This window comes from Halomonas sp. BMC6, from assembly GCF_964204995.1.
Taxonomy (GTDB): domain Bacteria; phylum Pseudomonadota; class Gammaproteobacteria; order Pseudomonadales; family Halomonadaceae; genus Vreelandella.
In genome coordinates, this window is the sequence record NZ_CAXNSH010000001.1 from 1,730,800 (window position 1) to 1,757,355 (window position 26,556).

At 58.7% G+C, this 26,556-nt stretch carries 21 protein-coding genes; 13 read left to right on the plus strand and 8 right to left on the minus strand.

Going from position 1 to position 26,556, the window contains the following annotated elements; all coding sequences use genetic code 11:
- The first annotated feature begins 2 nt into the window (after nt 1-2).
- The 4 genes from AB6K10_RS08245 to AB6K10_RS08260 all read left to right on the plus strand — a co-directional run bounded on the left by AB6K10_RS08245 (nt 3) and on the right by AB6K10_RS08260 (nt 4,544).
- The gene (locus tag AB6K10_RS08245; RefSeq protein ID WP_339118412.1) at nt 3-623 is read left to right on the plus strand and encodes a nucleoside/nucleotide kinase family protein; all 621 of its coding nucleotides are present in this window, start codon (nt 3-5) and stop codon (nt 621-623) included.
- Between the two features lie 36 nt (nt 624-659).
- Entirely contained in the window at nt 660-2,147 is a 1,488-nt protein-coding gene (locus AB6K10_RS08250; protein WP_339118413.1) for a mannitol dehydrogenase family protein, read from the plus strand.
- Nucleotides 2,147-3,631, plus strand: a complete 1,485-nt coding sequence (gene xylB, locus AB6K10_RS08255) for a xylulokinase (RefSeq protein ID WP_339118414.1) — start codon at nt 2,147-2,149, stop codon at nt 3,629-3,631. The genes AB6K10_RS08250 and xylB overlap by 1 nt, the downstream gene beginning before the upstream one ends.
- Before the next feature lie 73 nt (nt 3,632-3,704).
- Nucleotides 3,705-4,544, plus strand: coding sequence for a fructosamine kinase family protein (locus AB6K10_RS08260; RefSeq protein WP_339118415.1), 840 nt, complete (start codon nt 3,705-3,707; stop codon nt 4,542-4,544).
- A 16-nt stretch (nt 4,545-4,560) separates the two neighbouring features.
- On the opposite strand, the gene cynS is transcribed toward AB6K10_RS08260, so the two are convergent.
- The 4 genes from cynS to AB6K10_RS08280 are packed head-to-tail and all read right to left on the minus strand — an operon-like array spanning nt 4,561 to nt 8,245.
- Nucleotides 4,561-5,001 carry a cyanase gene (gene cynS, locus AB6K10_RS08265; protein WP_305947827.1) on the minus strand — a complete coding sequence of 147 codons (441 nt, stop codon included), beginning with the start codon at nt 4,999-5,001 and terminating at the stop codon, nt 4,561-4,563.
- Nucleotides 4,994-5,950, minus strand: a complete 957-nt coding sequence (locus AB6K10_RS08270; RefSeq protein ID WP_159341476.1) for an ABC transporter ATP-binding protein — start codon at nt 5,948-5,950, stop codon at nt 4,994-4,996. Before AB6K10_RS08270 ends, cynS begins: the two co-directional genes overlap by 8 nt.
- A gap of 10 nt (nt 5,951-5,960) precedes the next feature.
- A complete protein-coding gene (gene ntrB, locus AB6K10_RS08275; protein ID WP_339118416.1) occupies nt 5,961-6,818 on the minus strand; it encodes a nitrate ABC transporter permease in 858 nt (285 codons plus the stop codon).
- 2 nt (nt 6,819-6,820) lie between these two features.
- A complete protein-coding gene (locus tag AB6K10_RS08280; RefSeq protein WP_339118417.1) occupies nt 6,821-8,245 on the minus strand; it encodes a CmpA/NrtA family ABC transporter substrate-binding protein in 1,425 nt (474 codons plus the stop codon).
- 293 nt (nt 8,246-8,538) lie between these two features.
- Between AB6K10_RS08280 and AB6K10_RS08285 the strand changes: the two genes are divergently transcribed.
- The 5 genes from AB6K10_RS08285 (at nt 8,539) to AB6K10_RS08305 (ending at nt 17,533) form a co-directional block, all read left to right on the plus strand.
- Nucleotides 8,539-10,497: a sigma 54-interacting transcriptional regulator gene (locus AB6K10_RS08285; RefSeq protein WP_339118418.1), complete on the plus strand. Its 1,959-nt coding sequence runs from the start codon at nt 8,539-8,541 to the stop codon at nt 10,495-10,497.
- A 149-nt stretch (nt 10,498-10,646) separates the two neighbouring features.
- On the plus strand, nt 10,647-12,122 hold the full coding sequence (locus AB6K10_RS08290; protein WP_339118419.1) for a TolC family outer membrane protein: 1,476 nt from the start codon (nt 10,647-10,649) through the stop codon (nt 12,120-12,122).
- Between the two features lie 65 nt (nt 12,123-12,187).
- Nucleotides 12,188-13,453, plus strand: a complete 1,266-nt coding sequence (locus AB6K10_RS08295; RefSeq protein WP_253017030.1) for an efflux RND transporter periplasmic adaptor subunit — start codon at nt 12,188-12,190, stop codon at nt 13,451-13,453.
- Nucleotides 13,453-16,641, plus strand: a complete 3,189-nt coding sequence (locus tag AB6K10_RS08300; RefSeq protein WP_159341482.1) for an efflux RND transporter permease subunit — start codon at nt 13,453-13,455, stop codon at nt 16,639-16,641. The genes AB6K10_RS08295 and AB6K10_RS08300 overlap by 1 nt, the downstream gene beginning before the upstream one ends.
- Before the next feature lie 217 nt (nt 16,642-16,858).
- The gene (locus AB6K10_RS08305) at nt 16,859-17,533 is read left to right on the plus strand and encodes a hypothetical protein (RefSeq protein WP_062373565.1); all 675 of its coding nucleotides are present in this window, start codon (nt 16,859-16,861) and stop codon (nt 17,531-17,533) included.
- A 12-nt stretch (nt 17,534-17,545) separates the two neighbouring features.
- Here AB6K10_RS08305 and AB6K10_RS08310 read toward each other — a convergent pair whose 3' ends face one another.
- Nucleotides 17,546-18,472, minus strand: a complete 927-nt coding sequence (locus AB6K10_RS08310) for an alpha/beta fold hydrolase (RefSeq protein WP_253017036.1) — start codon at nt 18,470-18,472, stop codon at nt 17,546-17,548.
- 70 nt (nt 18,473-18,542) lie between these two features.
- Entirely contained in the window at nt 18,543-19,154 is a 612-nt protein-coding gene (locus AB6K10_RS08315; protein ID WP_062373572.1) for a TetR family transcriptional regulator, read from the minus strand.
- A 231-nt stretch (nt 19,155-19,385) separates the two neighbouring features.
- Between AB6K10_RS08315 and AB6K10_RS08320 the strand changes: the two genes are divergently transcribed.
- On the plus strand, nt 19,386-20,417 hold the full coding sequence (locus AB6K10_RS08320; protein ID WP_159341485.1) for a succinylglutamate desuccinylase/aspartoacylase family protein: 1,032 nt from the start codon (nt 19,386-19,388) through the stop codon (nt 20,415-20,417).
- 186 nt (nt 20,418-20,603) lie between these two features.
- A complete protein-coding gene (locus tag AB6K10_RS08325; RefSeq protein ID WP_339118420.1) occupies nt 20,604-22,058 on the plus strand; it encodes a catalase in 1,455 nt (484 codons plus the stop codon).
- A 93-nt stretch (nt 22,059-22,151) separates the two neighbouring features.
- Here AB6K10_RS08325 and dusA read toward each other — a convergent pair whose 3' ends face one another.
- A complete protein-coding gene (gene dusA, locus AB6K10_RS08330) occupies nt 22,152-23,168 on the minus strand; it encodes a tRNA dihydrouridine(20/20a) synthase DusA (protein ID WP_339118421.1) in 1,017 nt (338 codons plus the stop codon).
- Between the two features lie 389 nt (nt 23,169-23,557).
- On the opposite strand from dusA, the gene AB6K10_RS08335 reads away from it, so the two are divergent.
- Nucleotides 23,558-24,136: a hypothetical protein gene (locus AB6K10_RS08335; protein WP_339118422.1), complete on the plus strand. Its 579-nt coding sequence runs from the start codon at nt 23,558-23,560 to the stop codon at nt 24,134-24,136.
- 21 nt (nt 24,137-24,157) lie between these two features.
- On the opposite strand, the gene AB6K10_RS08340 is transcribed toward AB6K10_RS08335, so the two are convergent.
- The gene (locus AB6K10_RS08340) at nt 24,158-24,682 is read right to left on the minus strand and encodes a helix-turn-helix domain-containing protein (protein WP_253017041.1); all 525 of its coding nucleotides are present in this window, start codon (nt 24,680-24,682) and stop codon (nt 24,158-24,160) included.
- Nucleotides 24,683-24,968: 286 nt separating this feature from the next.
- Between AB6K10_RS08340 and gltX the strand changes: the two genes are divergently transcribed.
- Complete coding sequence (gene gltX, locus AB6K10_RS08345) at nt 24,969-26,447, plus strand: glutamate--tRNA ligase (protein ID WP_339118423.1); 1,479 nt, start codon at nt 24,969-24,971, stop codon at nt 26,445-26,447.
- Nucleotides 26,448-26,556: the final 109 nt, after the last annotated feature.

A 26,556-nucleotide genomic window follows, 5' to 3' on the forward strand; every position in this document is an offset into this window, starting at 1 on the left:
CTATGAGCCCTGATCTCGTTTCGTTAAGCCACCAACTGCTGGATGCCGCCGAAGGCAAGCCGCGCTTTATGGTTGCCCTGGCGGGGCCGCCGGGGGCCGGAAAATCCTACCGCAGCGCGCTGCTCTGTGAAGCGATCAACCAGCTGCGCCCAGGGCAGGCGGCAGTGGTGCCGATGGATGGCTACCACTTCGATAACGCCGTACTGGGCAATGAACAGCTGCCTGTGAAAGGTGCGCCGCACACCTTCGATGTGGAGGGCTTGCATCACGATTTAATGCGCATCCGTCGGGCGGATAAGCCGGTGGCCGTGCCGGTCTTTGATCGGCCGCTGGACCTTGCCCGTGCCGGTGGGCGGTTAATTACCCCCGCGCATCGCATTGTGATTGTGGAAGGCAACTATCTGCTGCTGGACCAAGACCCGTGGCGCTCGCTGCACGCGCTGTTTGACTGGACGCTAATGATCGACGTCGACGACGCAGTGCTCGTAGAGCGGTTGGTGAACCGCTGGCTCTGTATGGGCCAAGACCACAGCGGCGCGCTTGAGCGCACCCACCAAAAAGACATGCTGAACGCCGCGCTGGTAAAAACCAGCAGCGTGCCACCTGACCAGCGCTGGCGCTAGGACGCGCTTGCCCAGCCAATAACCCGGAGAGTGACGATGACCCAGCTTAATAACCATAATGTGGGTTCCCTCAGCGCGGCGGTTGAGACGCCGACCTATGATCGTCAGGCCGTGACGCCTGGCATCGTCCATATTGGCGTCGGTGGTTTTCATCGTGCCCATCAGGCGATGTACGTAGATGCGCTGATGAACCAAGGCGAAGCGCTGGATTGGGGCATTGTAGGCGTGGGGGTCATGCCCGGCGACAAACGCATGCAGCAGGCCCTCGCCGCACAAGACTACCTTTACACCCTCGTGGTCAAGCACCCTGACGGCGAATATCAGCCTCGGGTGATTGGCAGCATGGTGAACTATCTGTTTGCCCCAGAAGACCCCGAGTCGGTCATCGAAACCATGGCCGACCCCGCCATCAAAATTGTCTCGCTCACCGTTACGGAGGGCGGCTACAACTTTCATCCGGTCACCGGAGAATTCAACTTGGACGCCCCCCAGGTGCGCGACGATCTCGCCCATCCTGAGCGCCCCTCCACCAGCTTTGGCTTGGTAGTGGAAGCCCTGGTACGCCGCCGGGCACGGGGTATTGCGCCGTTTACGGTGATGTCCTGCGATAACATTCAAGGCAACGGCGATGTCGCCAAGCGCATGTTCAGCGCCTATGCCCGCGCCCGCAGTGCGGAGCTGGGCGACTGGCTAGCCGCTGAGGTAGCGTTCCCCAACGCCATGGTGGACCGCATTACGCCAGTGACCGCGCCCACGGATATCGAAGAGCTCTCACAGCGCTTTGGCGTTGAAGATGCCTGGCCCGTGGTGTGTGAGCCTTTTACCCAGTGGGTGTTGGAAGATCACTTCCCCTTGGGCCGCCCGGCGTTTGAGAAGGTCGGCGTGCAGGTTGTCGAGGATGTCGAGCCGTACGAACTCATGAAGCTGCGCCTGCTCAATGCCAGCCATCAGGCGCTGACCTACTTTGGCTATTTGGCGGGCTACCGCTACGCCCATGAAGTGTGCCAAGACCCGCTGTTTGTCGAGTTCTTGCTCGGCTACATGCGCGAAGAGGGCACGCCGACGCTGGCCCCCGTGCCGGGGGTGGATCTAGAAACCTACCGGCTGACGCTGATCGAGCGCTTTGCGAACCCGCAAATCAGAGACACCTTGGCGCGGCTGTGCGCCGAAAGCTCGGATCGCATTCCGAAATGGTTAGTGCCGGTGATTCGCCAGCAGCTTGCCCAGGGCGGCGAGATTGAGCGCAGCGCCGCCGTGGTGGCCAGCTGGGCACGCTACGCCGAAGGCGTCGATGAGCAGGGTCAGTCCATTGAGATCGTGGACCGTTTGCGCGAGCCGTTAATGGCCATTGCCGCCAATAACCGCACCCATCCAGGGGCCTTCGTGGAAAACCGCGAGCTGTTTGGCGACTTGGCGGACCAGCCTCGCTTCCTTAACGCCTACCTGGAGGCGCTGAAGTCGCTGCATGAACGAGGCGCACGGGCTACCCTTGAGGCTCTGGTCGCGTCCAAAGGAACGTTGTGATGTATATCGGGGTGGATTGCGGTACGCAAAGTACCAAAGTCGTGGTAGTGGATGTAGAACGGGGCGTCATTCTGGGCGAGGGCAGCCGCCCGCATCGCCTGGATGAAGGGGAGCATGGCCGCCGGGAGCAGGCACCCGCGGAGTGGCTGGCGGCGCTCAAGGGCGCGTTCTTTCAAGCGATTGAGCGCGCCGGGATCGATGCCAAGCAGGTGCGCGGTATTGGTGTGTCTGGCCAGCAGCACGGCATGGTGGCACTCGATGCCGATGGCGTTCCGGTGTATCCCGCCAAGCTGTGGTGCGATACCGAAACCAGCGCTCAAAATAGCGCGTTGGTAGAAACGCTGGGGGGCGAGGCGGGCTGCCTGGAGAAGCTGGGCCTGGTGCTGCAAACGGGCTATACCGCCTCAAAAGTGGCCTGGTTACGCGAGCATCAGCCGGATGCCTACCAGCGTATTGCTACGCTCTTGCTGCCCCATGACTACCTAAATTTTTGGCTGACTGGCGAACGGGTTACCGAGGCAGGCGACGCCTCGGGCACCGGTTACTTTGATACCCGCGCCCAGTGCTGGCAAAAAGAGGTGTTTGCTGCCATTGCGCCGGAGCTTGACCCTGACCGGGTACTGCCTCGGATCATTGACGCCCATGAACCCGCTGGCCGCGTGCGCCCGTTAGTGGCTCTGGAGCTGGGGCTAGGCGATAGCGTGGTGGTCTCCTCCGGCGGTGGCGACAACATGATGGGTGCGATTGGCACCGGCAATATTACCCAGGGGCTGGTCACGCTCAGTTTGGGCACTTCCGGCACGGTGTGTGCTTACTCACCTAATTCCGTGGTGTGTGACAGCGCCATGGTGGCGAATTTTTGTGCCAGCCACGGGGGATGGCTGCCGCTGATCTGCACCATGAACGTGACCTCGGCAACGACTCGCGTGCGTGAGCTGTTTGGGTTGGATTTGGCTACCTTTGGCGAACAGGTCGCCAGCGCCCCGATTGGTGCCGAGGGCGTCACCGTGCTGCCGTTCTTTAACGGTGAACGGGTGCCCATGCTGCCCGATGCCACCGGCGATTTTCTCGGGTTGACCAGCCTGAATATGACTCAGGCCAACCTCTGCCGAGGCGTGATGGAGGGTGCGACCTTTGGCCTACGCTATGGGCTGGAGCTGTTGGGCGAGCTGGCGGCGGGCACTAGCCAGATTCGATTGATTGGCGGCGGGGCGAAAAGCCCGGTGTGGCGGCAAATGGTCGCTGACATTACCAATACCCAGGTGATTTGCCCCGAGATTACCGATGCCGCCGCGCTAGGGGCAGCCATACAAGCGGCCTGGTGCGATCTACAGCCCGAGGGCGTTAGCCTGGCATCGCTCTGCGAGCGCCTGGTCCATCTGGATGCGGCCTCGCTGGCGGAGCCTGATGCCGAGCGTGTGGCCGCCTATGAAGGTGCCTATCATCGCTATTTGGCCGCGCTAGGGCAGCGCCATACGCTGTAACCACCCATTGCCTCCATGGCCGATTGCCTTGTACCGTGATCCACTCAACCACGGTAACGCAGCGGAGAATGCCATGGAGGCTAGCTTACGCCATCTGCTCACTACTCACGATATAGCGCCCACCGGCGAGCTAGAGCCGCTAAGCGGCGGCGACAGTGCGGCGGTGTATACGTTAGCCACGCGCCAGGGGCGGGTGATCGTGAAGCATGACGATCCCGAGCGCCTCAGGGGTGAGGCAGAAGGGCTGCACGCCCTTGCCCGGGCCAATACCTCGCTCATCATTCCCGAAGTGCTCGGCCAAGCGGAAGGCTGGCTAGTGATGGAAGCCCTGGAGACTCAGCCCGCCAACAAGCAGGATGCGACCGCGCTGGGAGAGGGCCTTCGCCAACTGCACGGCGTGATAGGCAACTCCCACGGTTGGCATGAAGACAACGCCTGCGGATTGACCCCGCAGCCCAATGCGCCACTGGCTGACGGGCGGCAGTTTCAGCGCGAGCGGCGCCTGCTTCCCCTTTGCGAGGCCTGTTTTCAGCGTGGTTTGCTTGATAGCGCGCTACGTCGCCGTATCGAGCAGCAGGCCGAACACCTGGAAAGCTGGTTGCCGGATGCTCCTGGGAGTTTGGTTCACGGCGACCTGTGGTCGGGCAATGTACTGACGACGCCCCGCGGGCCAGCGCTGATCGACCCGGCGATTTATCGCCACTACCCCGAGACCGACCTGGCCATGCTGACGCTGTTCGGCTCCCCCGGTGAAGCATTTTTCGAGGCCTACTGGAACGGCAACGCCCCGGCCGACTGGCCGAGGCGTGAAGCGCTGTTTCAACTCTACCCACTGCTTAACCATCTGCTGCTGTTTGGTGCCAGTTACCGCAATGGGGTCGAGCGCAGCGTAACGCTGCTGGAACGCGATTAAGCGCGCGTTATTAACGTTACCAGGACTTATAAGGCAGGAATTTTCCGTTCAGGGTCAGCAGTACTCGGTCGCCTTTTGGGTCTTCGATTTTGTCCACTTCCATGGTGAAGTCGATGGCGCTCATGATGCCGTCGCCAAACTTCTCTTGCACCACGTCTTTCAGCGTTTCGCCGTACACGCCGACCACTTCGTAGAGGCGGTAGACGAATGGGTCTTGGGGGATGGCTTCATCCCACGCTTTTGTGGGGAAGGCCGTGAGCGCGGTGGCGACGTGGCTATCCACTTCGAGTACGTCGCAGAGCTTATGGGCGATATCGGCGCTGGCGCTGTTCATGCCGTAGCAGGCAGAGGCGACCCACACCGGCGACATGCCGACGGCGCTGGCAATGTCATCCCAACTCATTTTTTTACGGGCTTTGGCAGCCAGCAGGGTATGGCGCATTTCGAGCTTATCCATGACGGACCTCCTTGGGAGTGAACTTCACTAGGTTTTCTTGTGGTTCGGTGGCAGGGGATGCCGGGGGTGAATCTGTAGTGGTGTCTGCAGACGCTAGCTGTACCGGGTTCACCGGCGTCGGATATCGTAGACCTTGGCCGTCGAACTCCTGGGTGCGCAGCTCGCTGGAGCGGTTCACCAGAAAATCGACCAGGTAGTTACGAATCGTGTAGAAGTGCGGATGCTTGACGATCTCCGCCCGCTGGCGGGGCCTTGGCAGGTCAATCTCCACCGCTTCGGCGATACGCGCTTGGGGGCCGTTGGTCATTAAGAAGATGCGGTCGGCCAGTAAGATCGCTTCGTCCACATCGTGAGTGATCATGAACACGGTTTGCTGATCCTGGCTCCAAATTTTGATCAGCTCGTCTTGAATGACGCCCCGGGTCAGCGCATCCAGCGCGCCGAACGGCTCATCCAACAGCAGCAGTTTGGGTTTGGTGGCAAACGCCCGGGCGATGCTCACCCGCTGGCGCATACCGCCAGAGAGCTGGGAGGGCTTGCGGTCTACCACCTCTTTCAAGCCGACCATTTCCAGGTACTTCATGCTGTGGTCGGTGACTTCCCGATCGCTCCACGCTTTCCAGCGGGCGCGTACGCCAAAGCGAACGTTTTCAAGCGCGGTGAGCCAGGGCAGCAGGCTGTAGTTTTGAAACACCACGCCACGCTCAAGGCCAGGGCCGCTGATCTCTTTGTTCTCCATCACCATGGAGCCTTCAGAGAACTGATCTAGCCCGGCGAGTGCGTTCATAATGGTGGATTTACCGCAGCCAGAGTGGCCGATGATGCACACAAACTCGCCCTTCTTGAGCTGAAAACTAATGTTCTCAAACACCGTTAGCGGTTCTGCCTCTTTCGTGGCGCCGGGGAAGCGCTTGGCAGCTTTCTGTACCTCTACAAAAGCATGACTCATGGTCGGCTCCTTATTCGGCGTAAGTGACAAACCGGGCAAGATAGGCAAGCGACATATCCAGCAGCATGCCCACCACGCCGATCATCAGGATGGAGAAGATCACGCTGGTCAGGTCGAGGTTGTTCCACTCATTCCAGACGTAGTAGCCAATGCCGGTGCCGCCCACTAGCATCTCGGCAGCCACGATGACCAGCCAGGCAATGCCGATGGAGATCCGCATGCCGGTCAGAATGGTGGGTGCGGCCGCAGGTAGAATCACTTTGAAGGCCGTTTGCAGCGACGACAGCTCGTGGGTGCGGGCCACGTTCACCCAGTCGTTGCGCACACCCGCCACGCCAAAGGCGGTGTTAAGCAGCATTGGCCAAATAGAGCAGATAAAGATCACGAAGATGGCGGAGGCTTCAGAGTCGCGAATGATGAACAGCGCTAGCGGCATCCAGGCCAGCGGCGAGATAGGCCGCAGCACCTGAATAAACGGATTGAGCGCTTTGTACGCCAGGGGCGACATGCCAATTAAAAAGCCAATCGGAATCGCCACCAGCGCGGCCAGCAGGTAGCCGCTGAGCACGCGGTAGAGCGAGTAGCCCAACTGAATGCCAATGCCTTTGTCGTTGGGGCCTGCATCGTAAAAAGGGTTAGAAAGCTCCTGCCACGCTTTCACGGCGATTTCCGAGGGCGGCGGTACTTTGGCGCTCTCATCGGCCCCGGCCAGCAGCTGTTCGTACTCACTTAGCGCCTCGCCGCCGCCCATCAAGGGCGATTGATTCAACCCTTCCCAAACGCCCAGGCCAACCACGAGCAGCATAATGGCGAGAATCGTGGCGCGAACGTTCAGGCTTAATTTCCATTCGGTGGTGGTGCGGTCCATGGTTAACCCCTCCGAATGGTGAAGCTGTCGACATACGCTTCAGGCTGGGTGTAATCAAAGGTTTTACCCATGATTTGATAGTTGCGGGCGGTCTCTTCGGGCGCTTCGTACCCCAGCTCGCGCATCACGGTCTGGGCATCGGTGGCCAGGTACACATCCCGGGCAATCTGCTGATAATCCACGTCGCCTTCGATATAGCCCCAGCGCTTCATTTGCGTCAGGATCCACACCGCCATGGAGTGCCAGGGGAATGGGTCGAAATCGATGCGGTCCGGCACGTTCTGCACGCCGCCTAAACCGTCGGCAAATCGCCCGGTGAGTACCTGTTCAATCACCGTGACCGGCTGGTTCAGGTAGTTCGTCGGGGCAATGGCTTCGGCAATTTCTGAGCGGTTAGCGGGGTCTGAAGAGTACTGGGTAGCATCGATAATCGCCCGCAGCAGTGCGCCATAGGTGTTCGGGTTTTCGCGGGCGAAGCGGGCGCTGGTGGCAAAGGCGCAGCAGGGGTGGCCGTCCCAAATCTCTTTGGTCAGCAGGTGAATAAAGCCGATGCGTTCAAACACCGCGCGCTGGTTGAAGGGGTCGGGGGATAAGAAGCCGTCGATGTTGCCTGCCCGCAGGTTGGCGACCATTTCGGGCGGCGGAATTACGCGAATTTGAATATCTTGATCCGGGTCTAAGCCGTGCTCGGCCACGTAGTAGCGCAGTAGGAAGTTGTGCATGGAGTACTCGAACGGTACGCCAAAGGTGAAGCCTTTCCACTGCTGGGGGTCGCGCTTATCCAGGTGGTCGTTATGCAGCACAATCGCCTGACCGTTGATATTTTCTACCGCAGGCATAATGAACGGCTCAGGGGTCGAGCCTGCACCGAGGGTCATCGCCAGCGGCATGGGCGTTAGCATGTGCGCCGCGTCGTATTCGCGGTTGAGGGACTTGTCCCGCGCTACCGCCCAGCCAGCGGTTTTAATCACCGAGACATCCAGGCCGTAACGCTCATAAAAGCCCATAGGGTGGGCCATGATGATGGGCGTGGCGCAGGTGATGGGAACGAAGCCGACATTAAGCTGGGTTTTCTCAAGCGGCCCTAAACTCTCTTTCACTGCGGCTTTAATCGAATCTAGGGGGAACAGGCTCGCCAGCGCCGCAGCGGCCGTCCCGCCACCTACCAGCTTCATAAACTGGCGGCGGTGCATATCGCTATGGCCAAACATGCCGCGCACCAGCGCGCTTTCGACCATGCGATCCATCACATCATCGGCACTATTCGGCGTGGACGCCGCTGTTTTCGCGCTTGGCTGAGTAGACGACGTAATAATGCTGGGTTGGGAAGAGTGGCACTGATGACAATCGCACTGCCGTCCGTGAATCAGTGATTGGCGATGATCAAACGGGTTGCCAAGACTGCTGTGGTCGTTGTTCTCTTTCATGGACGTTTACCTCACAGGAGCAAAAGGGCTTTAGGCTGCGCCGTCTTGGTGCGAAACGTGTCCCTGCGGCGCTATTTCTATTGATAGCGACTTATATGCCAGAACGGCCTTTTTTTAGTTTTTATCATGTTTATCAATAGTTTATTGATTTTTTGAAGGGGGCGCGAAGTCTTCAGATAAAACACGATTTTTCGTAACTCACGATATTTCGTTGTTTAAATAACGAAAGTTCGTGATTGGCCCGTTGTTTGTATGGAGTAAGCGACATCCTGCTGGCAAATGAGGAGCCTGCGATGCACGCTGTCACCCTGAAAGATGACGCTCACCCGTCCTTAACGCTGATGGCTCACCACACGCCGTTGGCCATGGTGATTATTGATCCTCTGAGCGACCGCTTAATTGATGCCAATACCGCAGCGTGCCAACTGCTATTGATTCATCACGAACAGCCGCTCGCCACTCCCTTTAGCCACCGTCTAAGCGCTTCATTGCCGCTATGGGTCAGCTTTACCGATGAAGTGCTGACGACCGGCCAAGGCTGGTCGGATGATTTAGTGCTGTTGGATAGCGTCCGCCAGCCTCGTCGTGTCGAGGTCTATGGGCAACGCTTACACGACTCCTCACAGCTATTGCTCACGCTAATCGATCGCAATAAAGCCGAGCAGCGCCGCGCCAAGGCCGAACTCAGCCGCCAACACCGCCAGGGGGAGGTGGGTTGGCAGCGGGTCGAGCAGGTGTTCGAGCGTATCGAAAAGCAGAACCAGCTGATTCTCAGCGCTGCCGGGGAGGGCATTTATGGCCTGGATGCGGAGGGGAAAACCACGTTCGTCAACCCGGCTGCCGAACGCATTCTCGGCTGGAGCACGGAAGATATGGTGGGCCACGATGCGCACTTAATGTTTCACCACACCCACGCTGATGGCAGCCACTTTCCGGTACAGCAGTGCCCCATCCATGCCTCGTTTAGCGATGGCCAGGTGCACCATGTGGATGACGAAGTGTTCTGGCATAAAAACGGCGATGCGATTCCCGTGGAGTACACCAGCACGCCGATTTTTGAAATGGGCCGCTTAGTGGGGGCCGTCGTACTGTTTCGCGATATTCGCGAACGTAAACGGGCCGAGCAGCAGCTGCGCGATGCACTGGAAGAGGTGGAGTCGCTCAAGCGCCGATTGGAGCTGGAGAACCAGTACCTGCAAGAAGAGATTAAAGCCGAGGTGAATCATCGCAATATCGTCGGCAACAGCCCGGCGGTCGCAAAGCTGGTGCAGCAGATCGCCATGGTGGCCCCCACCAGCGCGAACGTGTTAATTAGCGGCGAATCGGGCACGGGCAAAGAGCTGATTGCCCGGGCGATTCATGCAGGCAGTACCCGCAGCGACCGGCCGTTGATCCGCGTGAACTGCGCCGCGATTCCTCGTGACCTCTTCGAGAGTGAGTTTTTTGGCCATGTAAAAGGCGCCTTTACCGGTGCGGTACAAGACCGGCCAGGGCGCTTTGAGTTGGCCCACGGCGGCACGCTGTTTCTGGATGAAGTGGGGGAGATCCCGCTGGAGCTACAAAGCAAGCTGCTGCGCGTATTGCAGGATCAGCAGTTCGAACGGGTGGGGGATAACCGCACTCGCGAAGTGGATGTGCGGGTGATTGCAGCGACCAACCGCGAGCTAAAAGAGATGATCGATGCCGGTCAGTTTCGTGAGGATCTCTACTTCCGTTTGAACGTTTTTCCCATCGATTCCGTCCCGTTACGAAAACGTATCGAAGACGTCCCGCTGCTGGCGCGCCACTTCTTGCATCGCGCCTGCCTGAAATTCAACAAGCCGGGCGTGCGAATACCGCCAGCTCAGCTAGAGGTCCTCGCTCGTTACCCGTGGCCGGGCAATATTCGTGAATTGGAGAACGTGATCGAACGTCAGGTGATCGTGACCCAGGATCAGCGGCTCTCTTTTGATGATTTGCTACTGGCAGAGCCGCCATCCCGTCATACGACGTTCAACATACCGGCGCAAGATCATAGCGCGCTACCTGAACACCCGCTCACCGAGCAAGCGCTATGTCACCAGCAGCGCTGCAATGCGCTAAAAGCGTTGAAAGCGGCAAAGGGCAAAGTGTCTGGAGCGGGAGGGGCGGCGGAACTGTTAGGGATGAAGCCGACGACGCTGGCCTCACGTCTACAGAAATGGGGCGTCGATCTGCGGCAATATCGCCAGCGTGGTCGCAAAAGTGCGCCCACCAACGATGCTTTGGACTAAGGTAAGGAAGGATCCGCTTGACATCAGTGTTGTACACACAAATCAGGCAAGTTCAAGTCTAGCATACATACATGAATGTAACTATAATGCCACTCTTTCAGAATGGCGCTCTGCCGCGCCGTCTTACGTTGACACCTAGAGGCAATCCCATGCGACTAGCACACTGGGCAGTCAATGCCCCCTTTCGCCCCCTGTTGTTAGCAGTGCTCACGTCTTCGTTCATCCTGCCTGCCCAAGCGGCCGACTTGGTGACCATTACCCGTGATGCGCTGAATAACAACGCGGCCCTGGCCTCTGCCCGGTCTGAGTTCTCCAGCGTCGAGGCGGCGCGTGACGTTGCACGTGGCGGACTGTTGCCGCAGGTGAATGCCTCCGGTAGCGCTACGCATAACGAGCAATTCGAGAGCCAGGGCTCTGCCCGCAGTGCAGGCACCGGTGCTGGAGCGGGTTCCAACGCTGGCGTCGGCGTCAGTGATGATAGCTATAACACTGTCTCCTTGACGCTAGAAGCCACCCAGGCGCTGTTCAACGCGGTCACGCGCCAGGAAGTCAACCAGGCAGAGCGTCAGATCGATCAGCAGGTGTATCTGCTGGCCGCCACCGAGCAGCAACTGCTGATCGATGTGGCAAGTGCCTACTTCGATATTCTACGCGCCCACGAAGTGTTAGAAGCGCGCTTGGCCCAAGAGCGTGCCATTGGTCGCCAGCTCGAGCAGGCCCGCGAGCAGTTCGAAGTCGGCCTGATCGCGATTACCGAGGTAGAGGAAGCGCGGGCGAGCTTCGATCAATCTCGCGCCGATCGCATTGCCGCCGAGAGCAACCTGCAAGTGGCGTTTGAAGTATTAGAGCAGCTCACGGGGCAGCGTTATGCCAGCATCGAAGCCCTGGGCGACAGCATGCCCATCGCGCTGCCGACGCCCACCGACCGTGACTACTGGGTCGAGCAGTCTCTGGAGCGCAACCCGCAGGTACTTGCCCAGCAGGCGGGTATTGAAGTCTCCCGTGTGGGGGTAGAGCTGGCCCGCGCGGGTCGCTTGCCCACCGTGCAAGCGTTTGCCAACTACCAGTACGCCGACAGCGATAGCGAGCTGGTCAGCGGTTACGACACGTCCGCTCAGGTCGGTGTGTCAGCGAACGTGCCGATTTACACCGGCGGCAGTACCAGCGCCAGCATTCGTCAGGGCACGTTCCAGTTAGAGAGCAGTCAGTACGACTTCGAGTCTCAGCGCCGCACCACGATTCAGCAGGTTCGCTCGCTCTACACCCAGGTCAGCAACAACGTCGAAACGGTCGAAGCGCGCCAGCAGGCCATCGTGTCCAACCGCAGCGCCCTGGAAGCGACCCGCGCCGGTTACGAAGTGGGAACCCGTAACATCGTCGACGTGCTGAACGCCGAGCAGAATCTCTATAACGCCATCGCCAACTACGCCGAAGCGCGTTACGACTACGTCGTGAACCTGTTGTCGCTGCGCCAGCAGGCGGGACTGCTCGACGTGGACGCCATCGAAGAAGTGAACGCATGGCTCACCGGCGATGACGTCAACTTCACCCTACCGGAAAGCAACGAGCCCGACGCGTACCAGCGCGCGATGGACATTGGCGCGCCGCCCACCCCAGGCGCCTAATCTTCGTTGTGCATGCCCCCGTGGCGATCGGTCAATGTTTAGAAAAATGAATGGGAAATCGACGCATGAAAAGAGTGATTCACTCAGGTAGAGCGAGTCTAGTGACGCTGATCGCCGCGTTAGCGCTCACGGCATGTGGTCAGGAGCAGCCACAAGAGCAGCAAAGCCAGCAGGAAGCGCCGCCCCACCCGGTGGAAGTCGCTGAAATAGCGCGTCAAGACATACCGCTGGATAAATCCTACCCCTCGCTGCTACGCAGCGACAGCGAAGTGACGCTGGTGGCGCGGGTGAGCGGGTTTCTGGAAGAGCGCCACTTCGAGCCGGGCCAAATGGTGGAGCAGGGCGACCGGCTTTATACCATCGAGCCTGACCTTTATCAGGCGACCGTCAACCAGCGTGAAGCCGACCTGCAAAGCGCTCGCGCCGAGCTGGCCCGTGCCCAGCGGGATGCTCAGCGTTTCGAGCAGTTGCTGAGCCAAAACTCCGTTAGCCGCCAGCAGTACGACCAAGCGCTTGCCGAGCAGCGCGTGGCGCAAGCCAACGTGGCCCAGGCGGAAGCGGCGCTGACCAGCGCCAATCTGGATTTAGGCTACTCCAACGTGACGGCACCGGTGTCGGGCATGATCAGCTTGAGCCAGATCAACGTCGGTAACCTGGTGAATTCGGGCACCGAGCTCGCCACGATCACGCCGCTGGATCCGCTGGAAGTGCGCTTCCAACTGCCCCAGCGGGATGCCTTCGAGCTGCGTCGTCAGCTTGGCAACGACGGTGATGCTTCCCAAATCACCGCTCGCCTACAGGTGCCTGGGCTGGATGGTAGTGAAGGCAGCGAGCTGGAAGGTCGTTTGGACTTCCTCGGCTCCCGCGTGGATACCGGCACCAGCACCGTGCAGGCCTCGGCGACCTTTGCCAATCCCGATGGCGCGGTACTGCCCGGCCAATTCGTGCGCGTGCGCATCGAAGGTTTGAAACGCTTCGATGTACTGGCCGTGCCGGAAATTGCCGTGACCCAAGGTCTGATGGGCCCGCTGGTCTACGTGCTGGATGACGAGAACAAAGCTCGCGAACGCACCGTTCAGTTAGGCGAAGTCGCAGGCCCCTGGCAAATCATCCGCGATGGCTTGGAGCCAGGTGACCGCGTTGTCGTCGGCGATCCGGCTGGCTTGGAGGCGGGCGTCGTGATCGACCCTCAGTCGTTTAGTGGCGACGCTGCTGACCTCGTGGAAGAGACCGAGCAAGAAGAAGCCCAGGAAGAAGCGGAAGCCGCCGACGCGATGCAACAAGCCGACGGCGCACAACCCGCTGCTGAAGGGGAAGAGGGCGCGCAATAATGAATTTCTCTAACTTCTTTATCAGCCGCCCGATTTTTGCCACGGTACTGGCAATTATCGTCACGCTGGTAGGCGTGATGGCCATGCGGGTGCTGCCGATCGAGCAGTACCCTAGCGTGGTGCCGCCCACGGTATCGGTTCAGGCCCAGTTCCCAGGGGCGGATGCCGAAACCGTGGCACAGACGGTCGCTGCGCCGCTGGCCGAGGCGATTAACGGCGTCGAGGACATGCTCTACATGACCTCCAACAGCGCCGATAATGGCACCATGAGCCTGAGCGTGGCGTTCAACATCGGCACGGATGGCGACATAAATACGATCAACGTCAATAACCGTGTTCAGGGGGCGCTGTCGCAGCTGCCCGAAGCCGTCCAGTCTCAGGGGGTGACCGTCGAGCTGCGGTCAGACTCGATCCTGATGCTGGTGGCCTTGACCTCCCAGAGCGGTGATTATGACAAGATCTATATGCAGAACTACGCCACGCTCAATATTCTCGATGAGCTGCGCCAAGTGCCTGGGGTGGGTAATGCCGAGGTACTTGGCGGTGGCGAGTTTGCCATGCGTATCTGGATGGACCCTGACAAGCTAGCGCAGTACGACCTTACGCCTAGCGAAGTGGCCAGTGCCATTCGTGCTCAGAACACCGAAATCCCCGCCGGTAACTTGGCCGCGACGCCACAAAGCGAGCCGCGCGCCTATACCTATACGATTACCGCCGGTGGACGTCTCACGAGCACTGACGACTTCCGCGAAATCTTCCTGCGTACCAATCCCGATGGCTCATCGCTGCGTCTGGAAGACGTCGCACGGATCGAGCTGGGTGCCTCCTTTTATGGTGTCGATGCGCGTTTGAACGGCGATGCCATGACGCCGATCATCATCAACCAGCAGCCGGGGGCCAACGCGCTGGAAACCGCGGATGCGGTGCGCGCTACCATGGAGGAGTTGTCCGGGCGTTTCCCGCCGGGCCTGGAGTACGTAACTCCGTATGATACGACGCTGTTCATCGATGCCTCGGTCGAAACGGTCATCAAGACGTTCATCGAAGCGTTCCTGATCGTTATCGTGATTCTGTTTATCTTCCTGCAGAACTGGCGCTTTACCGTCATCGCCATGTCGGTGGTGCCGGTATCGGTGATCGGTACCTTCGCAGGCTTCTATCTATTCGATTTCTCGATCAACCTGCTGACGCTATTCGCGTTGGTGTTGTCGATAGGTATCGTGGTGGATGACGCGATACTGGTGGTCGAGAACGTCGAGCGGGTCATTAGCGAAGAGGACGATATCAGCGTTCGTGACGCGACGATCCGCGCTATGAAGGAAGTGGGCGGGCCGGTTATCGCCACGTCACTGATCATGGCGGCGGTCTTCGTGCCGGTGGCTTTCCTGGGCGGGTTTACCGGGCAGATCTATCAGCAGTTTGCGATCACCGTGGCCATTTCGGTAGCGCTGTCGGCGTTGATGGCGTTGACCTTTACCCCAGCCCTGTCGGCGATCTTCATCAAGCACAACTTGCACCATTCCAAGCAGTCGGCCTTTAGGCGTGCCATCAGCACGCCACTGCGTCTGTTCGACCGCTTCTTTGCCGGTTTTACCGCCGTGTACATGTGGTTCGTCAAGAAGCTGGTGCGCTTCTGGGTGCTGGCGTTGGCGCTCACCGTGGCAGTGGGCGCGGGCTCCTATTGGCTCTACGCCAACACGCCCTCGACACTGGTGCCCGAGACCGATCAGGGAATCGTGCTGGCGAGTATCTCCTTGCCGGATGCTGCCTCGCTGAGCCGTACCCAGGCATACATGGCGGAGCTGAGCGAGCAGATCGAAGCGATTCCAGGGGTCGAGTACTCTTCTGCGGTGGCGGGCTATGACATTCTGTCCAGCGCGGTGAATACCGCACGCGGCATCATGTTCATCAACATGAAGCCATGGGCGGAGCGTGAGCTCACTGCCAATGAGCTGGTTGGCCGCATCATGCAGCTGGGTGCCAGTATCGATGGCGGTTCGGCGATGGCCTTCAACGTGCCGCCGATCATGGGACTGTCTACCACCGGTGGTTTCACCGGTTACCTGCAGTCGTTCGACGGGGCGTCTACTCGGGAACTGTATGAAGCCTCGCTGCAAATCATGCAGGCCGCGAACCAGCACCCTGTATTGAACCGAGTGTTCACGACGTTCAACGTAAACGTGCCCTCGTACCGGGCGGAGATCGACCAGCAAAAAGCGCTCAGCTACGGCGTCGCGCTTGAGAATATCAATTCGGCGCTGGCGAACACCTTTGGTAACGGGTTCGTGAACTACTTCAGCTACCAAAACCGTAACTTCCAGGTGTACTTGCAGAACGAAGACGAGTTCCGTAAAACGCCGGAAGACGTCAACAACGTCTACGTGCGCGGCGGTAATGGCGAGCGTATCCCGCTCTCTGAGTTCGTCACCCTCGAACGCCAGACGGGGCCTGCGGTCGTGTCACGGTTTGGGGTCTACGCAGGGGCGCAGTTCCAGGGTAACCCGGCACCGGGCTACAGCTCGGCTCAGGCCATCGAAGCCATGGAAGAAGTGGTGCAGGAGACGCTGGGTGATAACTGGGGCATGGGCTGGACCGGTACGGCGTATCAGGAATCCAACCTGGGGAATACGGCAACGCTTGCGATCGTGTTCGGTATCCTGATGGTGTTCCTGATCCTAGCGGCGCAGTACGAAAGCTGGTCGTTGCCGCTGGCGGTACTGACCGCCACGCCTTTCGCATTCCTTGGCGGTATTGGGGGGATCGTGCTGCGTGGTTTGGATACCAGTGTCTACGTGCAGATCGGCATGCTAGTGGTGGTCGGTCTGGCGGCGAAGAACGCCATCCTGATCGTCGAGTTTGCCGAGCTGCAGCGTAAAGAGCTGGGTAAATCGATTCGCGAAGCGGCGATTACCGCAGCAGAACTGCGCTTCCGTCCGATCGTCATGACGTCGCTGGCGTTTGTCTTCGGTACCTTGCCCTTGGCCTTGGCGACCGGTGCCAGTGACGTAAGTAGTCACCACATCGGTACCACGGTCGCCGTGGGGATGGCATCCGTAGCGATTCTGGGGAGTCTGTTCATTCCCAGTTTCTACGCCATGATTGCCGCAGTATCGGATTGGCTCTACCGCAAGCGCCATCCGAACCAGGAGCGTCAAGAGCAAGCGGAGCTCGGCCACGATAAGGCGTAACCTATCTGGCCAGGCCTACCACGGGCGCCCCTTTACGGGGCGCCCGTTTTTTTTGCCAGCGTTATGATACGGGTCAAATCTGCCGCTTCATAAGCGATTAAGATGAGCTACGCTAGTAGTGACCACCGTTTTCAGCTTGTACGTAATAAACGTCAATAAATAGAGCTTGGGTCAGGCGAAAACAAGACTGGGCAACGCGCTCAGAGGAGAACACGCCATGCAAACGCTTATCTCTGCTGCTCTGCAGTTTCCTACCATCGTTTTTACCTTTTTATTAGCGCTCATTGCGCTCTATTGGCTGCTGGTGCTCATTCGGCTAGCGCCGTTGGAGCTATTCGAACGCGACAGCTTGCGCGATGATCACATGGCCAGCACGCTCGTCTCGCTAGGGTTTGCTGGCGTGCCCGCCACGCTAGCGCTCAGCGTCTTAGTGCTCTTTGCCGGGGCGCTGTCGCTTGCCGTTGAGCTCCTGGCCCTGCGCTGGATGGCGCTGGGCATGCTTAGGGTGCCGGTGGGGGTACTGGTGGTGTGGGCTGCGCTCGCGGTGGCTTCTCCCATGGCCGCCGCTGTATGCCATGTGTTGCAGCGTGGGCTGCACCGTTATCAACCCTTCAAACGCCGCTGCCTGCTGGGCGCTACCGTCGTGGTGGCAGAGCGCCAAAACGATGAATCTGCCAGCGCTACGCTGCTCAATGAGCCCAGCAGTACGGTCAAATTGCACTGCAAAGCCGGGGACTGCCCGCAGCCAGGGGAGCGCCGTGTGCTGGTGAAATATCTTGCTGAGGAGGGTGCGTACCGAAGCGTTTTAGAGCAGCACTACTTGGACACGCGCGTGCGTATCAATAAGCTTCGTTTGCAGCACAAGCATCACCCTAACGGCTACTCTACCTGACTTCTGTTTGGGTTAATGAAACCAGCGCCGCCACTGCTTCGTCAGCCAACTCAGTAATGAGGACGAAACGGCGGTGCTGGGGGCCGCTGCGCGATGTGCACGTGCCGGTTCGTTGAGGAAGTGGCGAATGGGCGTGACCTGCTCAGGCGTATTGAGCATCGGCGCGTGACCACAGCCCGCTGCGGTCAACGTCGTCAACGTAGGCTGTGCCTCCGCCATCTTGGGAAGCGTCTCGGCGTCGAGCAGGGTCGATGTCTCCCCTCGAATCACCATGATCGGGCAGCGTATATTGGCCCAGTCCGCCCAGGTGTCCCTGGGCGTGTCGTGGATAAACTGCTCGCCGATGCGTGGGTCGAAGTGGTAGGTCCAACTGCCATCGGGCAGGCGGCGGGCACTATGAAGGGCAAGCTCTCGCCACTCCTCGTCGCGAGTAATGCCGAAGCTAGCGTAATGCTTGGTGAGTTCCGCTTTTAAGTCGGCAAAGTTGTTGAACCGATGCGTCACGCCAAAGTAGCTCGACAGAGCGATCAATCCCTCTTTGTTCAATTCTGGCCCTACGTCGTTGAGGATCAACCGTGAAATACGCGCGCGATGCTGCTCGTTAGCCGCGATCAGTATCCCTAACAGGCCGCCCATCGACGTGCCGAGCCAGTCCACCTGTTCGAGCTGATAGTGATCCAGTAGTGCGATCGCGATGGTGAGGTAGTGGCTGTAGAGATAGTCGTGAGCGGGAAACAGCGACCAGCTCGATAACCCTCGTCCGGGGGTATCGGGCGCGAGGATTCGCCATTCACTGCCCAGCTCTCTTGCCAGCGCAGCAAAGTCGCCGCCGTGACGGGCAAGGCCGTGCCAGGCGATCAACGTGCGTGGTGCATCTGGGTTCCAGATACGAACGGCAATGTCCAGTTCGCGCACGCGAACAAACTCTAACGCATCCATACGGGGTACCTGTCAAAACGGATACGCTCAGTATAGTCCGCTATGCTGCAGCGCAATAGGAAGAGTCAGCTCAGCGGTGTAGCATGGCCATCAGGGCATCGATCAATTCGCCGCCTCGTTCGCGAAGCGAAAAGGCATCCGGGTTGCGCAGCCAGTCGTGGAACAGGCCGCCCAGCGTGGACTGCATGAGCCGCGTGGCCACCTCTGGCGTGACATCGTCGCGTAAAAGCTGTTGCTGTTGAGCGAGCTGAAACACCACGAGCATCTCGTCGAAGCACTCTTCCGCAATTTCGTCCTGCATTTCGATGGGATTGATATCACTAAAGAATTCACAGCGATGCAGCAAAATGGAAAGAATGCGCTGGTGGGAGGGCTGCTCCAAACGGTTCAACCCCGCGTGGCAGGCAAGACGAATGGCATCGAGCGGCGATACGGTTGGGTCGGCGTTATTGACCTCTTCCATCAGCGACTGGAACGGCATGCGCACTCGCTGCACCAGGGCCATGAACAGGTCGCCTTTGTTCTTGAAGTGCCAATAAACGGCGCCTCGGGTAAGGCCAGCATGGCGAGCGATTTGCTCTAACGACGTGCGTGCAACGCCTTTTGCGAAAAACACCTCTTCAGCAGCATCCAACAGCGCTTCGCGAGTTGCAGCAGCCTCCGCTTTGGTTTTTCTTGCCATGAAACCATTACCTCAATATCAACACAGAATGGCACTATTTTATCTGATGTGACGGCTTTTTTACATTCAAAACTGTATGGATAGCGGGTTAAGTTGATAATGTAGGTTATCAAGCGCGTTACTTGATGCTGAAAAGCGTATAAGATCGATTTAGAAACGCTGTTTTAAAACCCTGAGGCACCGTGTTTTGGCGTGTCAGGCTCTGTCTCAACGTACGTGTAAGGAATGGCAATGGCGCGAGCACCTTTCTCTCTAGCTGGGCATACTGTGATGCCCGGACAACGTTTACAGATCGACGTGCCGGTGGCGCGCCTGTATACCCATACGCCGCTGCATATTCCGGTTGAAGTGGTCCACGGCCGCAAAGAGGGGCCGGTGATGCTGGTGTGCGGCGGGATTCATGGCGATGAGATCAATGGTGTGGAGATCGTCCGCCGCTTGCTGCGCTCGAAAGCGATCAATAGTCTGCGCGGTACGCTAATTGCGGTGCCGGTGGTGAATGTCTTTGGCTTTCTTCAGCAGACTCGCTACCTCCCTGACCGCCGGGATTTGAACCGCTGCTTTCCGGGCAGTGAAAAGGGCTCGCTGGGTGGCCGCATTGCGGCGCTGTTCCGGGAGGAGATCGTCGATCATGCCACCCATATCATCGATTTGCATACGGGGGCCATTCACCGCACTAACTTGCCTCAAATCCGTGCACAGTTGAGTGCGGGCAGCGAAACCGAGCGTATGGCCGACGCTTTTGGCGCGCCGGTCATTTTGAACGCGGAACTGCGCGAAGGCAGCCTGCGCCACTACGCCCAAAGCCGCGGTATTCCGGTGCTCACCTATGAAGCGGGTGAGGCGCTGCGCTTCGATGAGTGGGCTATCGCCCCTGGCGTACAGGGCGTGCTGCGCGTCATGCGTCGGTTGGGCATGCTGACGGGCGAGCAGCGCCGCCGAGCACCGGCCCCGGCTGAACTGGCCAATGGCTCAAGCTGGGCGCGTGCGCCCATCGATGGCATCCTGCGGCCCAAAGTGCGCCTGGGGGCACGGGTGGCCAAGGGCGAAGTGCTGGGCAAGGTAGCGGACCCGTTCGGTAACGACGAAGATGAAGTACGCTCCATGGCCGATGGTATCGTCATCGGCATGAGCCGCTTGCCGCTTGCCAACGAAGGGGAAGCGCTCTACCACATCGCCCGCTTCGACGAAATCGAAGAGGCCGAAACGGCGATCGAGAGTTTCCAATCCAGCCTAACGCCTCCGCCAGACGCAATGTATTAATACGCTTCGATAGGAAAATGCTATTAGGCTAATAGCCATGCAACCAGCGCCATGGATGGCGAGATACCGCCTTGTTGACTATACCTGTGTGGGTGCCGCCTTAGCTTACGTTAAAAAAGCAGCAGCGAGCGGTGCTTTCCAGTGGTACAGACCGTGCCATGTCGAGCGTGACAAGGAGGAAGAGTAATGAGCAGTGGTAGCCAGCATCCCACCACCAATGAAGCAGGTATTCCGGTATCGAGCGATGAGCATTCGCTATCGGTAGGCGCGGATGGCCCGATCGTCATGCACGATCACTACCTGATGGAGCAAATGGCGGCGTTTAACCGGGAAATGATTCCTGACCGCCAGCCCCACGCCAAAGGCAGCGGCGCGTTTGGCCACTTCGAAGTCACTCACGACGTCAGCCAATACACCAAGGCGGCCTTCCTGCAGCCAGGCACAAAGACCGATGTGCTGATCCGTTTTTCCACCGTGGCAGGCGAGAGCGGTAGCCCGGACACGTGGCGCGACCCTCGTGGCTTCTCGATTAAGTTCTACACCGAAGAAGGCAACTTCGACATGGTGGGTAACAATACCCCCGTGTTCTTCGTGCGCGACCCGATGAAGTTCCAGCACTTCATACACTCCCAAAAGCGCCGCGCAGATAACGGCCTGCGGGACCACGATATGCAGTGGGATTTCTGGACGTTGGTGCCCGAATCTGCCCACCAAGTCGCGTGGCTAATGGGCGACCGCGGTGTGCCCGCCACGTGGCGACATATGAACGGCTACTCCAGCCACACCTATATGTGGGTGAACGAGGAAGGTGAGCGGTTTTGGGTGAAGTATCACTTTAAAACCGATCAGGGCATTAAGTGCATGACCCAAGAGCAGGCCGACCAGATGGCCGGTAGCGATGCGGACTACCACCGCCGGGATCTGTTCGAGGCGATCAAGCGCGGCGACTACCCGACTTGGACGCTGCACATGCAGATCATGCCGTTTGAGGATGCCAAGACCTACCGCGTTAACCCCTTCGACCTTACCAAAGTGTGGTCGCATAAGGATTATCCGCTGATCGAAGTGGGCAAGCTGACGCTAGACCGCAATCCCACGGATTTCCATAGCGAGATCGAGCAGGCCGCGTTCGAGCCCAACAATATGGTGCCGGGCACCGGGCTTTCGCCGGATAAAATGCTGTTAGCGCGCTCCATTTCCTACGCCGACGCTCATCGTGCGCGGTTAGGGGTGAACTACAAGCATATTCCGGTTAATACGCCCAAGAGCCCCGTGCATAGCTATGGCCAGGGTGGCGCAATGCGCATTCGTCACGCCACCGACCCGGTGTACACGCCTAACAGCAAAGGCGGCCCCAAGGCAGACGGGCAGCGCTATCCGGAAGATGCGGTGTGGTCGACGGATGGGCAATTCGTGCGCGCCGCGTATACGCTGCGCAAAGACGACGATGACTGGAGCCAAGCGCACGCATTAGTGCGTGAGGTGATGGACGATGCCCAGCGCGACCGTTTGGTTTCCAACGTGGTGGGGCATCTTTCCGGTGGCGTGACGGAACCGGTCTTGGAACGCGCCTTTGAGTACTGGCGCAATATTGATCAAGAAGTAGGCGAGCGTATTGAGCAAGGCGTTCGCGCGCAGTAGCCCTCAAAAGAAAACGCCCAGCGATAGCATCGCTGGGCGTTAGCCAAACCACCAGCCCGTTGGCCGTCAGGTCACGGGCTGGTCGGGCGTATTCTATTCAATAGCCTCCATTTCGAACTCCGGCTCACGAACCAGGCCAAGCGCGTCATCAAACAAGCGTAAGCCCGCGCCCTCTTTATGTGCGTGCTCCGACAGGTGACGGCGGAACCGACGCCCGCCAGGGCAGCCCTGGAAAAGCCCTAGCAAGTGGCGAGTAATATGATTGAGCTTCGCCCCCTCATCTAGCCGCTGCTGAATGTACGGGCGAAACGCCGTGGCCGCTTCCAAGCGTGTACGGGCAGGGCCCTGCTCGCCAAAGAGCTGCTCATCCACACCCGCCAGTAGCCATGGGTTTTGGTACGCTTCACGACCCACCATCACGCTATCCACCTGCGCAAGCTGCTCTTGGCACTCCGCCAGGGTTTTAATACCGCCATTGATACCAATATGCAGCTCAGGATGGCTCTGCTTTAGCCGATGTACGCGGGGGTAATTGAGCGGCGGAATATCGCGATTCTCTTTCGGCGACAGCCCCTGCAGCCACGCCTTACGGGCGTGTACGGTAAATACTTCACAGCCTGCTGAGGCCACAATATCAATAAACCGCGCTAAATCGGTGTCTTCATCCTGGTCATCGATACCAATACGACACTTCACCGTGACCGGAATCGACACCGCCGCCTGCATGGCCTTCACCGCAGCGGCCACTTTGTCGGGGTGGCCCATGAGGCACGCGCCAATCATATTGTTCTGCACCCGGTCACTGGGGCAGCCAACGTTTAAGTTGACCTCATCATAGCCCCACGCCTGCGCAATCGCCGCGCATTCCGCCAGCTCACCCGCATCGCTGCCTCCCAACTGCAAAGCAATGGGATGCTCCACTTCGCTATATCCCAAAAAGCGCTCGCGGGGAGAACCATGCAGCACCGCCCCGGTGGTCACCATCTCGGTATACAGCAGCGCCCGCTTGGTGAGCGTGCGGGCGAAGGCGCGGTAATCGCGGGTCGTCCAATCCATCATGGGGGCGACGGAGAATCGGCGGGCCGCGTTTGCTGGGTGTTGTGTCGTCATATCAATCACTTGCATCAGTAGGATGCTGTCTATATGTCTTGCTCGGAGGACCACTCATGTACCAATGTCAACGTTCTTGCCGTGTCACGAAAAGAGGTGGTACGCCGTGGCTATGTAGTCGGAGGGGTATCGTTAGCTTGCAATTGTACGCAAGAAGGGCTGAACAGTACAAAGCTGGGCGTACCGCTCAAACGTTAATAGGGCAGTATCGCCCAATGATGCGTGGCTTATCAAAGGGGGCGATGTGGAAAGGCTTGTATCAATAATGGCACAGCAGATCGCTCTTCTTATAAACCCTTGCATCACTTTGCGTATTTTGCGGTCAAAAGCGGTATGGTGAGAGCTTGCGTTGTGCTGTCGTGGGCGGAACACTAACAAGAGGAGTCGTTATGGGGAAAACGCTCGGTAGTATTGGCGTGGCGCTGGTAGGCACCCTGCTATTGAACGGCTGCAGCGGGCCGGAAGAGGAGGTGGCCCAGTCACAGCCGACCTCGGTTGCCGAGGAGCGTGCATCGGAGCCAGAGCAACCGACTGAGTCAATGGAGCCGCTGCAGGTCGCCATCTCTACCACGGCATCGTTAAGGCCGGATCGTCGCCTCATGGTGCAAGGAGAGACCAACTTGCCGGATAGCGCTCAAGTGCAGGTGATCGTCGAAAGAGAGCTTAGTCGTGTCCGCTGGCAGGCGCGGACGCGGGTTGACGGCGGCCGATTCGAAGCGGGGCCGTTTGGCTCGGGCAGCGGACTCCCGGATGGCGGCTACTTGGTTACGGTACAGCTAGGCGAAGCCACCGTTCAGCCGGAAAGCGTACAGGCACGCATTGGTCCGGAAGGCGAATATTTGGCGGGAGAGCTAGTGAGCCAATCCCGCCATGGGTTAGGACAGATAGCCACCTACTCGCGCCGTTTCTTGATTGGCAACGAACCAAGACGAACACGCGACCAGGTGGAGGTGATTGAGGACAACTAAAGGGATGGGGAGGTAGTTGCTTTAGGCAGGACACCAGTGTGCCAACAGCACGGCATGGATAGAGGTGTCACTGGGGGCTTTCGCAAAGTGTTCGATCACGAAGCGGTCATCACGTTGGACCAAGTAATGGCCTGCTTTGTGGAACACATGCGTCGGGCCGAGCAGGAGTAAATCACCGGATGCAATGGGTGAAAAATCCGTGTCTTTGCCAGGAGTCGCCATCACGCAAGGCGCTTTCCAGTCGATCTTTAACGGCAGATGATGCGGTACGGTAATGGTCGTTGCCTGAACCTGTTCCCAGGGGAGGGGACCCGTATGGCTCAGGGTTAACAGTTGTGGTGCACTGTCGCCTTCTAGCAGGGTAGCCAGCGAACAATCAAGGGCATCAGCCAGCGCCACCAAGCGCTCGTGGCCGATCTGTTTGATCGCCCCAGACTCCCAGTAAGAAATGGTGACATCTGACACGCCAACTTTACGTGCAAGGGCAGCTTTGTTGAGCTTGGCCCTAAGCCGCAGTTGCTTGATACGTGAGCCTAGCGATTCCATTTCATTTTCCTGTCGATGAGCCAAATCAGCTCGTTGAATGTACTTCCACCCGTAAGGTGGCGCTCTGATCATATCGAGAAAGGCGCAACTCTTTCTCATGTATGAACACGAATCATAGGTACTACGCCATACTAAGCGATTGTGCTTTAACGCGCATCTTCCTATCGACGATCCTTGAGCATCCGATCAGACGCTTTTAAGTCGAACTCGTTCCCTTGCTAAGGCTGTTGGTTGTTCTAAGGGTGCGTATAATGGCGCCACGCTTCATTGCCAAAAGGATCCGTTGATGACCGTTCGCACTCGCATAGCGCCTTCTCCCACAGGAGATCCGCACGTAGGCACTGCTTATATTGCGCTGTTTAACCTCTGCTTTGCTCGTCAGCATGGCGGCCAGTTCATTCTGCGTATCGAAGATACCGACCGGGTGCGTTCCACGCCTGAATCCGAGCAGATGATTCTGGATTCCCTGCGCTGGCTGGGGTTGGAGTGGGACGAGGGTCCCGATGTTGGCGGCCCCCATGGCCCTTACCGTCAAAGCGAGCGGGGTGATATTTACGCAGTGCACGCTCAACAGCTGCTAGACGCCGGACATGCGTTCAAGTGCTACCGCACGAGTGAAGAGCTGGACGAGCTGCGGGAGTCGCGTAAAGAAGCGGGGCTTCATCTTGCGCTGAAGCCCGCCGATCTGGCCCTAGAGGCCGCCGAGCAGGCGCGCCGTGAGCAGGAAGGCTGGCCGTACGTGATACGTATGAACGTGCCCAGCGAGGGCGTATGCGTCGTGAATGATATGCTGCGCGGCACCATCGAGGTGGACTGGGCGCAGGTCGATGCGCAAATCCTCATGAAGTCTGACGGCATGCCAACCTATCACCTGGCTAACGTGGTAGATGACCACTTGATGGGCATTACCCACGTGCTGCGCGGTGAAGAGTGGATCAACTCAGCGCCGAAGCACCAACTGCTATACGAGTACTTTGGCTGGGACATGCCGCAGCTGTGTCACATGCCGTTGCTGCGTAATCCGGATAAGTCCAAGCTCTCCAAGCGTAAAAACCCCACGTCGATCAACTACTATCGCCGCATGGGCTTTTTACCTCAGGCCGTGACCAATTACCTGGGCCGTATGGGTTGGTCGATGCCCGATGAGCGTGAAAAATTCAGCCTGTCCGAGATGATGGCGGAATTCGATATTCAGCGTGTCTCACTCGGTGGGCCCGTGTTCGATCTGGAGAAGTTGACGTGGCTGAACGGCGTCTATATTCGGGAAGACTTGGATGACGACGCACTGCTGCAGGCGCTCCGTGAATGGGCGTTCAACGATGCGTACGTGAAGCAGATTTTGCCGCAAGTACGTCCCCGAGTAGAGACGCTTTCCCAGGTCGTTCCGCTAGCGGGGCACTTCTTCTCGGGCTTACCGGCGCTTAGCGAAGATGACTTCGAGGGTGTCAAGCTCGAGAACGAGGAGCTCGTCAAGCTCCTGCAGTTCCTGGTATGGCGCTTTGAAGCCGTGCCTGCATGGCATAAAGAGGCGCTATTGGCCGAGGTGAAAGCATTGGCGGAGCACTTCGATCTCAAGATGAAGGCTTTTTTGGCACCGGTGTTCATCGCCATCACAGGAAGCACGTCTAGTACGTCGGTCATGGACGCGATGGCCATCCTGGGCTCCGACGTGACGCGTGCTCGGCTGCGCAACGCCATCGAGGTGCTTGGGGGCGTGTCCAAAAAGCAGGCGAAGCGCTTTGAAAAAGAGTATCGCGACCTGTAATTGACCATCTTCCCTGCACACGAGGAGCGCCACGTGACCCCTAGTGAGAAAGCGTGGCGTTTTCTTCGATAAATACGCTTGACGAAGATCAGGCGAATCAGTAATATAC

Coding starts and splice junctions, on each gene's coding strand:
- AB6K10_RS08245 (WP_339118412.1), top strand. CDS start 3: ATGAGCCCTGATCTCGTTTCGTTAAGCCACCAACTGCTGGATGCCGCC.
- AB6K10_RS08250 (WP_339118413.1), top strand. CDS start 660: ATGACCCAGCTTAATAACCATAATGTGGGTTCCCTCAGCGCGGCGGTT.
- xylB (WP_339118414.1), top strand. CDS start 2,147: ATGTATATCGGGGTGGATTGCGGTACGCAAAGTACCAAAGTCGTGGTA.
- AB6K10_RS08260 (WP_339118415.1), top strand. CDS start 3,705: ATGGAGGCTAGCTTACGCCATCTGCTCACTACTCACGATATAGCGCCC.
- cynS (WP_305947827.1), bottom strand. CDS start 5,001: ATGGATAAGCTCGAAATGCGCCATACCCTGCTGGCTGCCAAAGCCCGT.
- AB6K10_RS08270 (WP_159341476.1), bottom strand. CDS start 5,950: ATGAGTCATGCTTTTGTAGAGGTACAGAAAGCTGCCAAGCGCTTCCCC.
- ntrB (WP_339118416.1), bottom strand. CDS start 6,818: ATGGACCGCACCACCACCGAATGGAAATTAAGCCTGAACGTTCGCGCC.
- AB6K10_RS08280 (WP_339118417.1), bottom strand. CDS start 8,245: ATGAAAGAGAACAACGACCACAGCAGTCTTGGCAACCCGTTTGATCAT.
- AB6K10_RS08285 (WP_339118418.1), top strand. CDS start 8,539: ATGCACGCTGTCACCCTGAAAGATGACGCTCACCCGTCCTTAACGCTG.
- AB6K10_RS08290 (WP_339118419.1), top strand. CDS start 10,647: ATGCGACTAGCACACTGGGCAGTCAATGCCCCCTTTCGCCCCCTGTTG.
- AB6K10_RS08295 (WP_253017030.1), top strand. CDS start 12,188: ATGAAAAGAGTGATTCACTCAGGTAGAGCGAGTCTAGTGACGCTGATC.
- AB6K10_RS08300 (WP_159341482.1), top strand. CDS start 13,453: ATGAATTTCTCTAACTTCTTTATCAGCCGCCCGATTTTTGCCACGGTA.
- AB6K10_RS08305 (WP_062373565.1), top strand. CDS start 16,859: ATGCAAACGCTTATCTCTGCTGCTCTGCAGTTTCCTACCATCGTTTTT.
- AB6K10_RS08310 (WP_253017036.1), bottom strand. CDS start 18,472: ATGGATGCGTTAGAGTTTGTTCGCGTGCGCGAACTGGACATTGCCGTT.
- AB6K10_RS08315 (WP_062373572.1), bottom strand. CDS start 19,154: ATGGCAAGAAAAACCAAAGCGGAGGCTGCTGCAACTCGCGAAGCGCTG.
- AB6K10_RS08320 (WP_159341485.1), top strand. CDS start 19,386: ATGGCGCGAGCACCTTTCTCTCTAGCTGGGCATACTGTGATGCCCGGA.
- AB6K10_RS08325 (WP_339118420.1), top strand. CDS start 20,604: ATGAGCAGTGGTAGCCAGCATCCCACCACCAATGAAGCAGGTATTCCG.
- dusA (WP_339118421.1), bottom strand. CDS start 23,168: ATGACGACACAACACCCAGCAAACGCGGCCCGCCGATTCTCCGTCGCC.
- AB6K10_RS08335 (WP_339118422.1), top strand. CDS start 23,558: ATGGGGAAAACGCTCGGTAGTATTGGCGTGGCGCTGGTAGGCACCCTG.
- AB6K10_RS08340 (WP_253017041.1), bottom strand. CDS start 24,682: ATGGAATCGCTAGGCTCACGTATCAAGCAACTGCGGCTTAGGGCCAAG.
- gltX (WP_339118423.1), top strand. CDS start 24,969: ATGACCGTTCGCACTCGCATAGCGCCTTCTCCCACAGGAGATCCGCAC.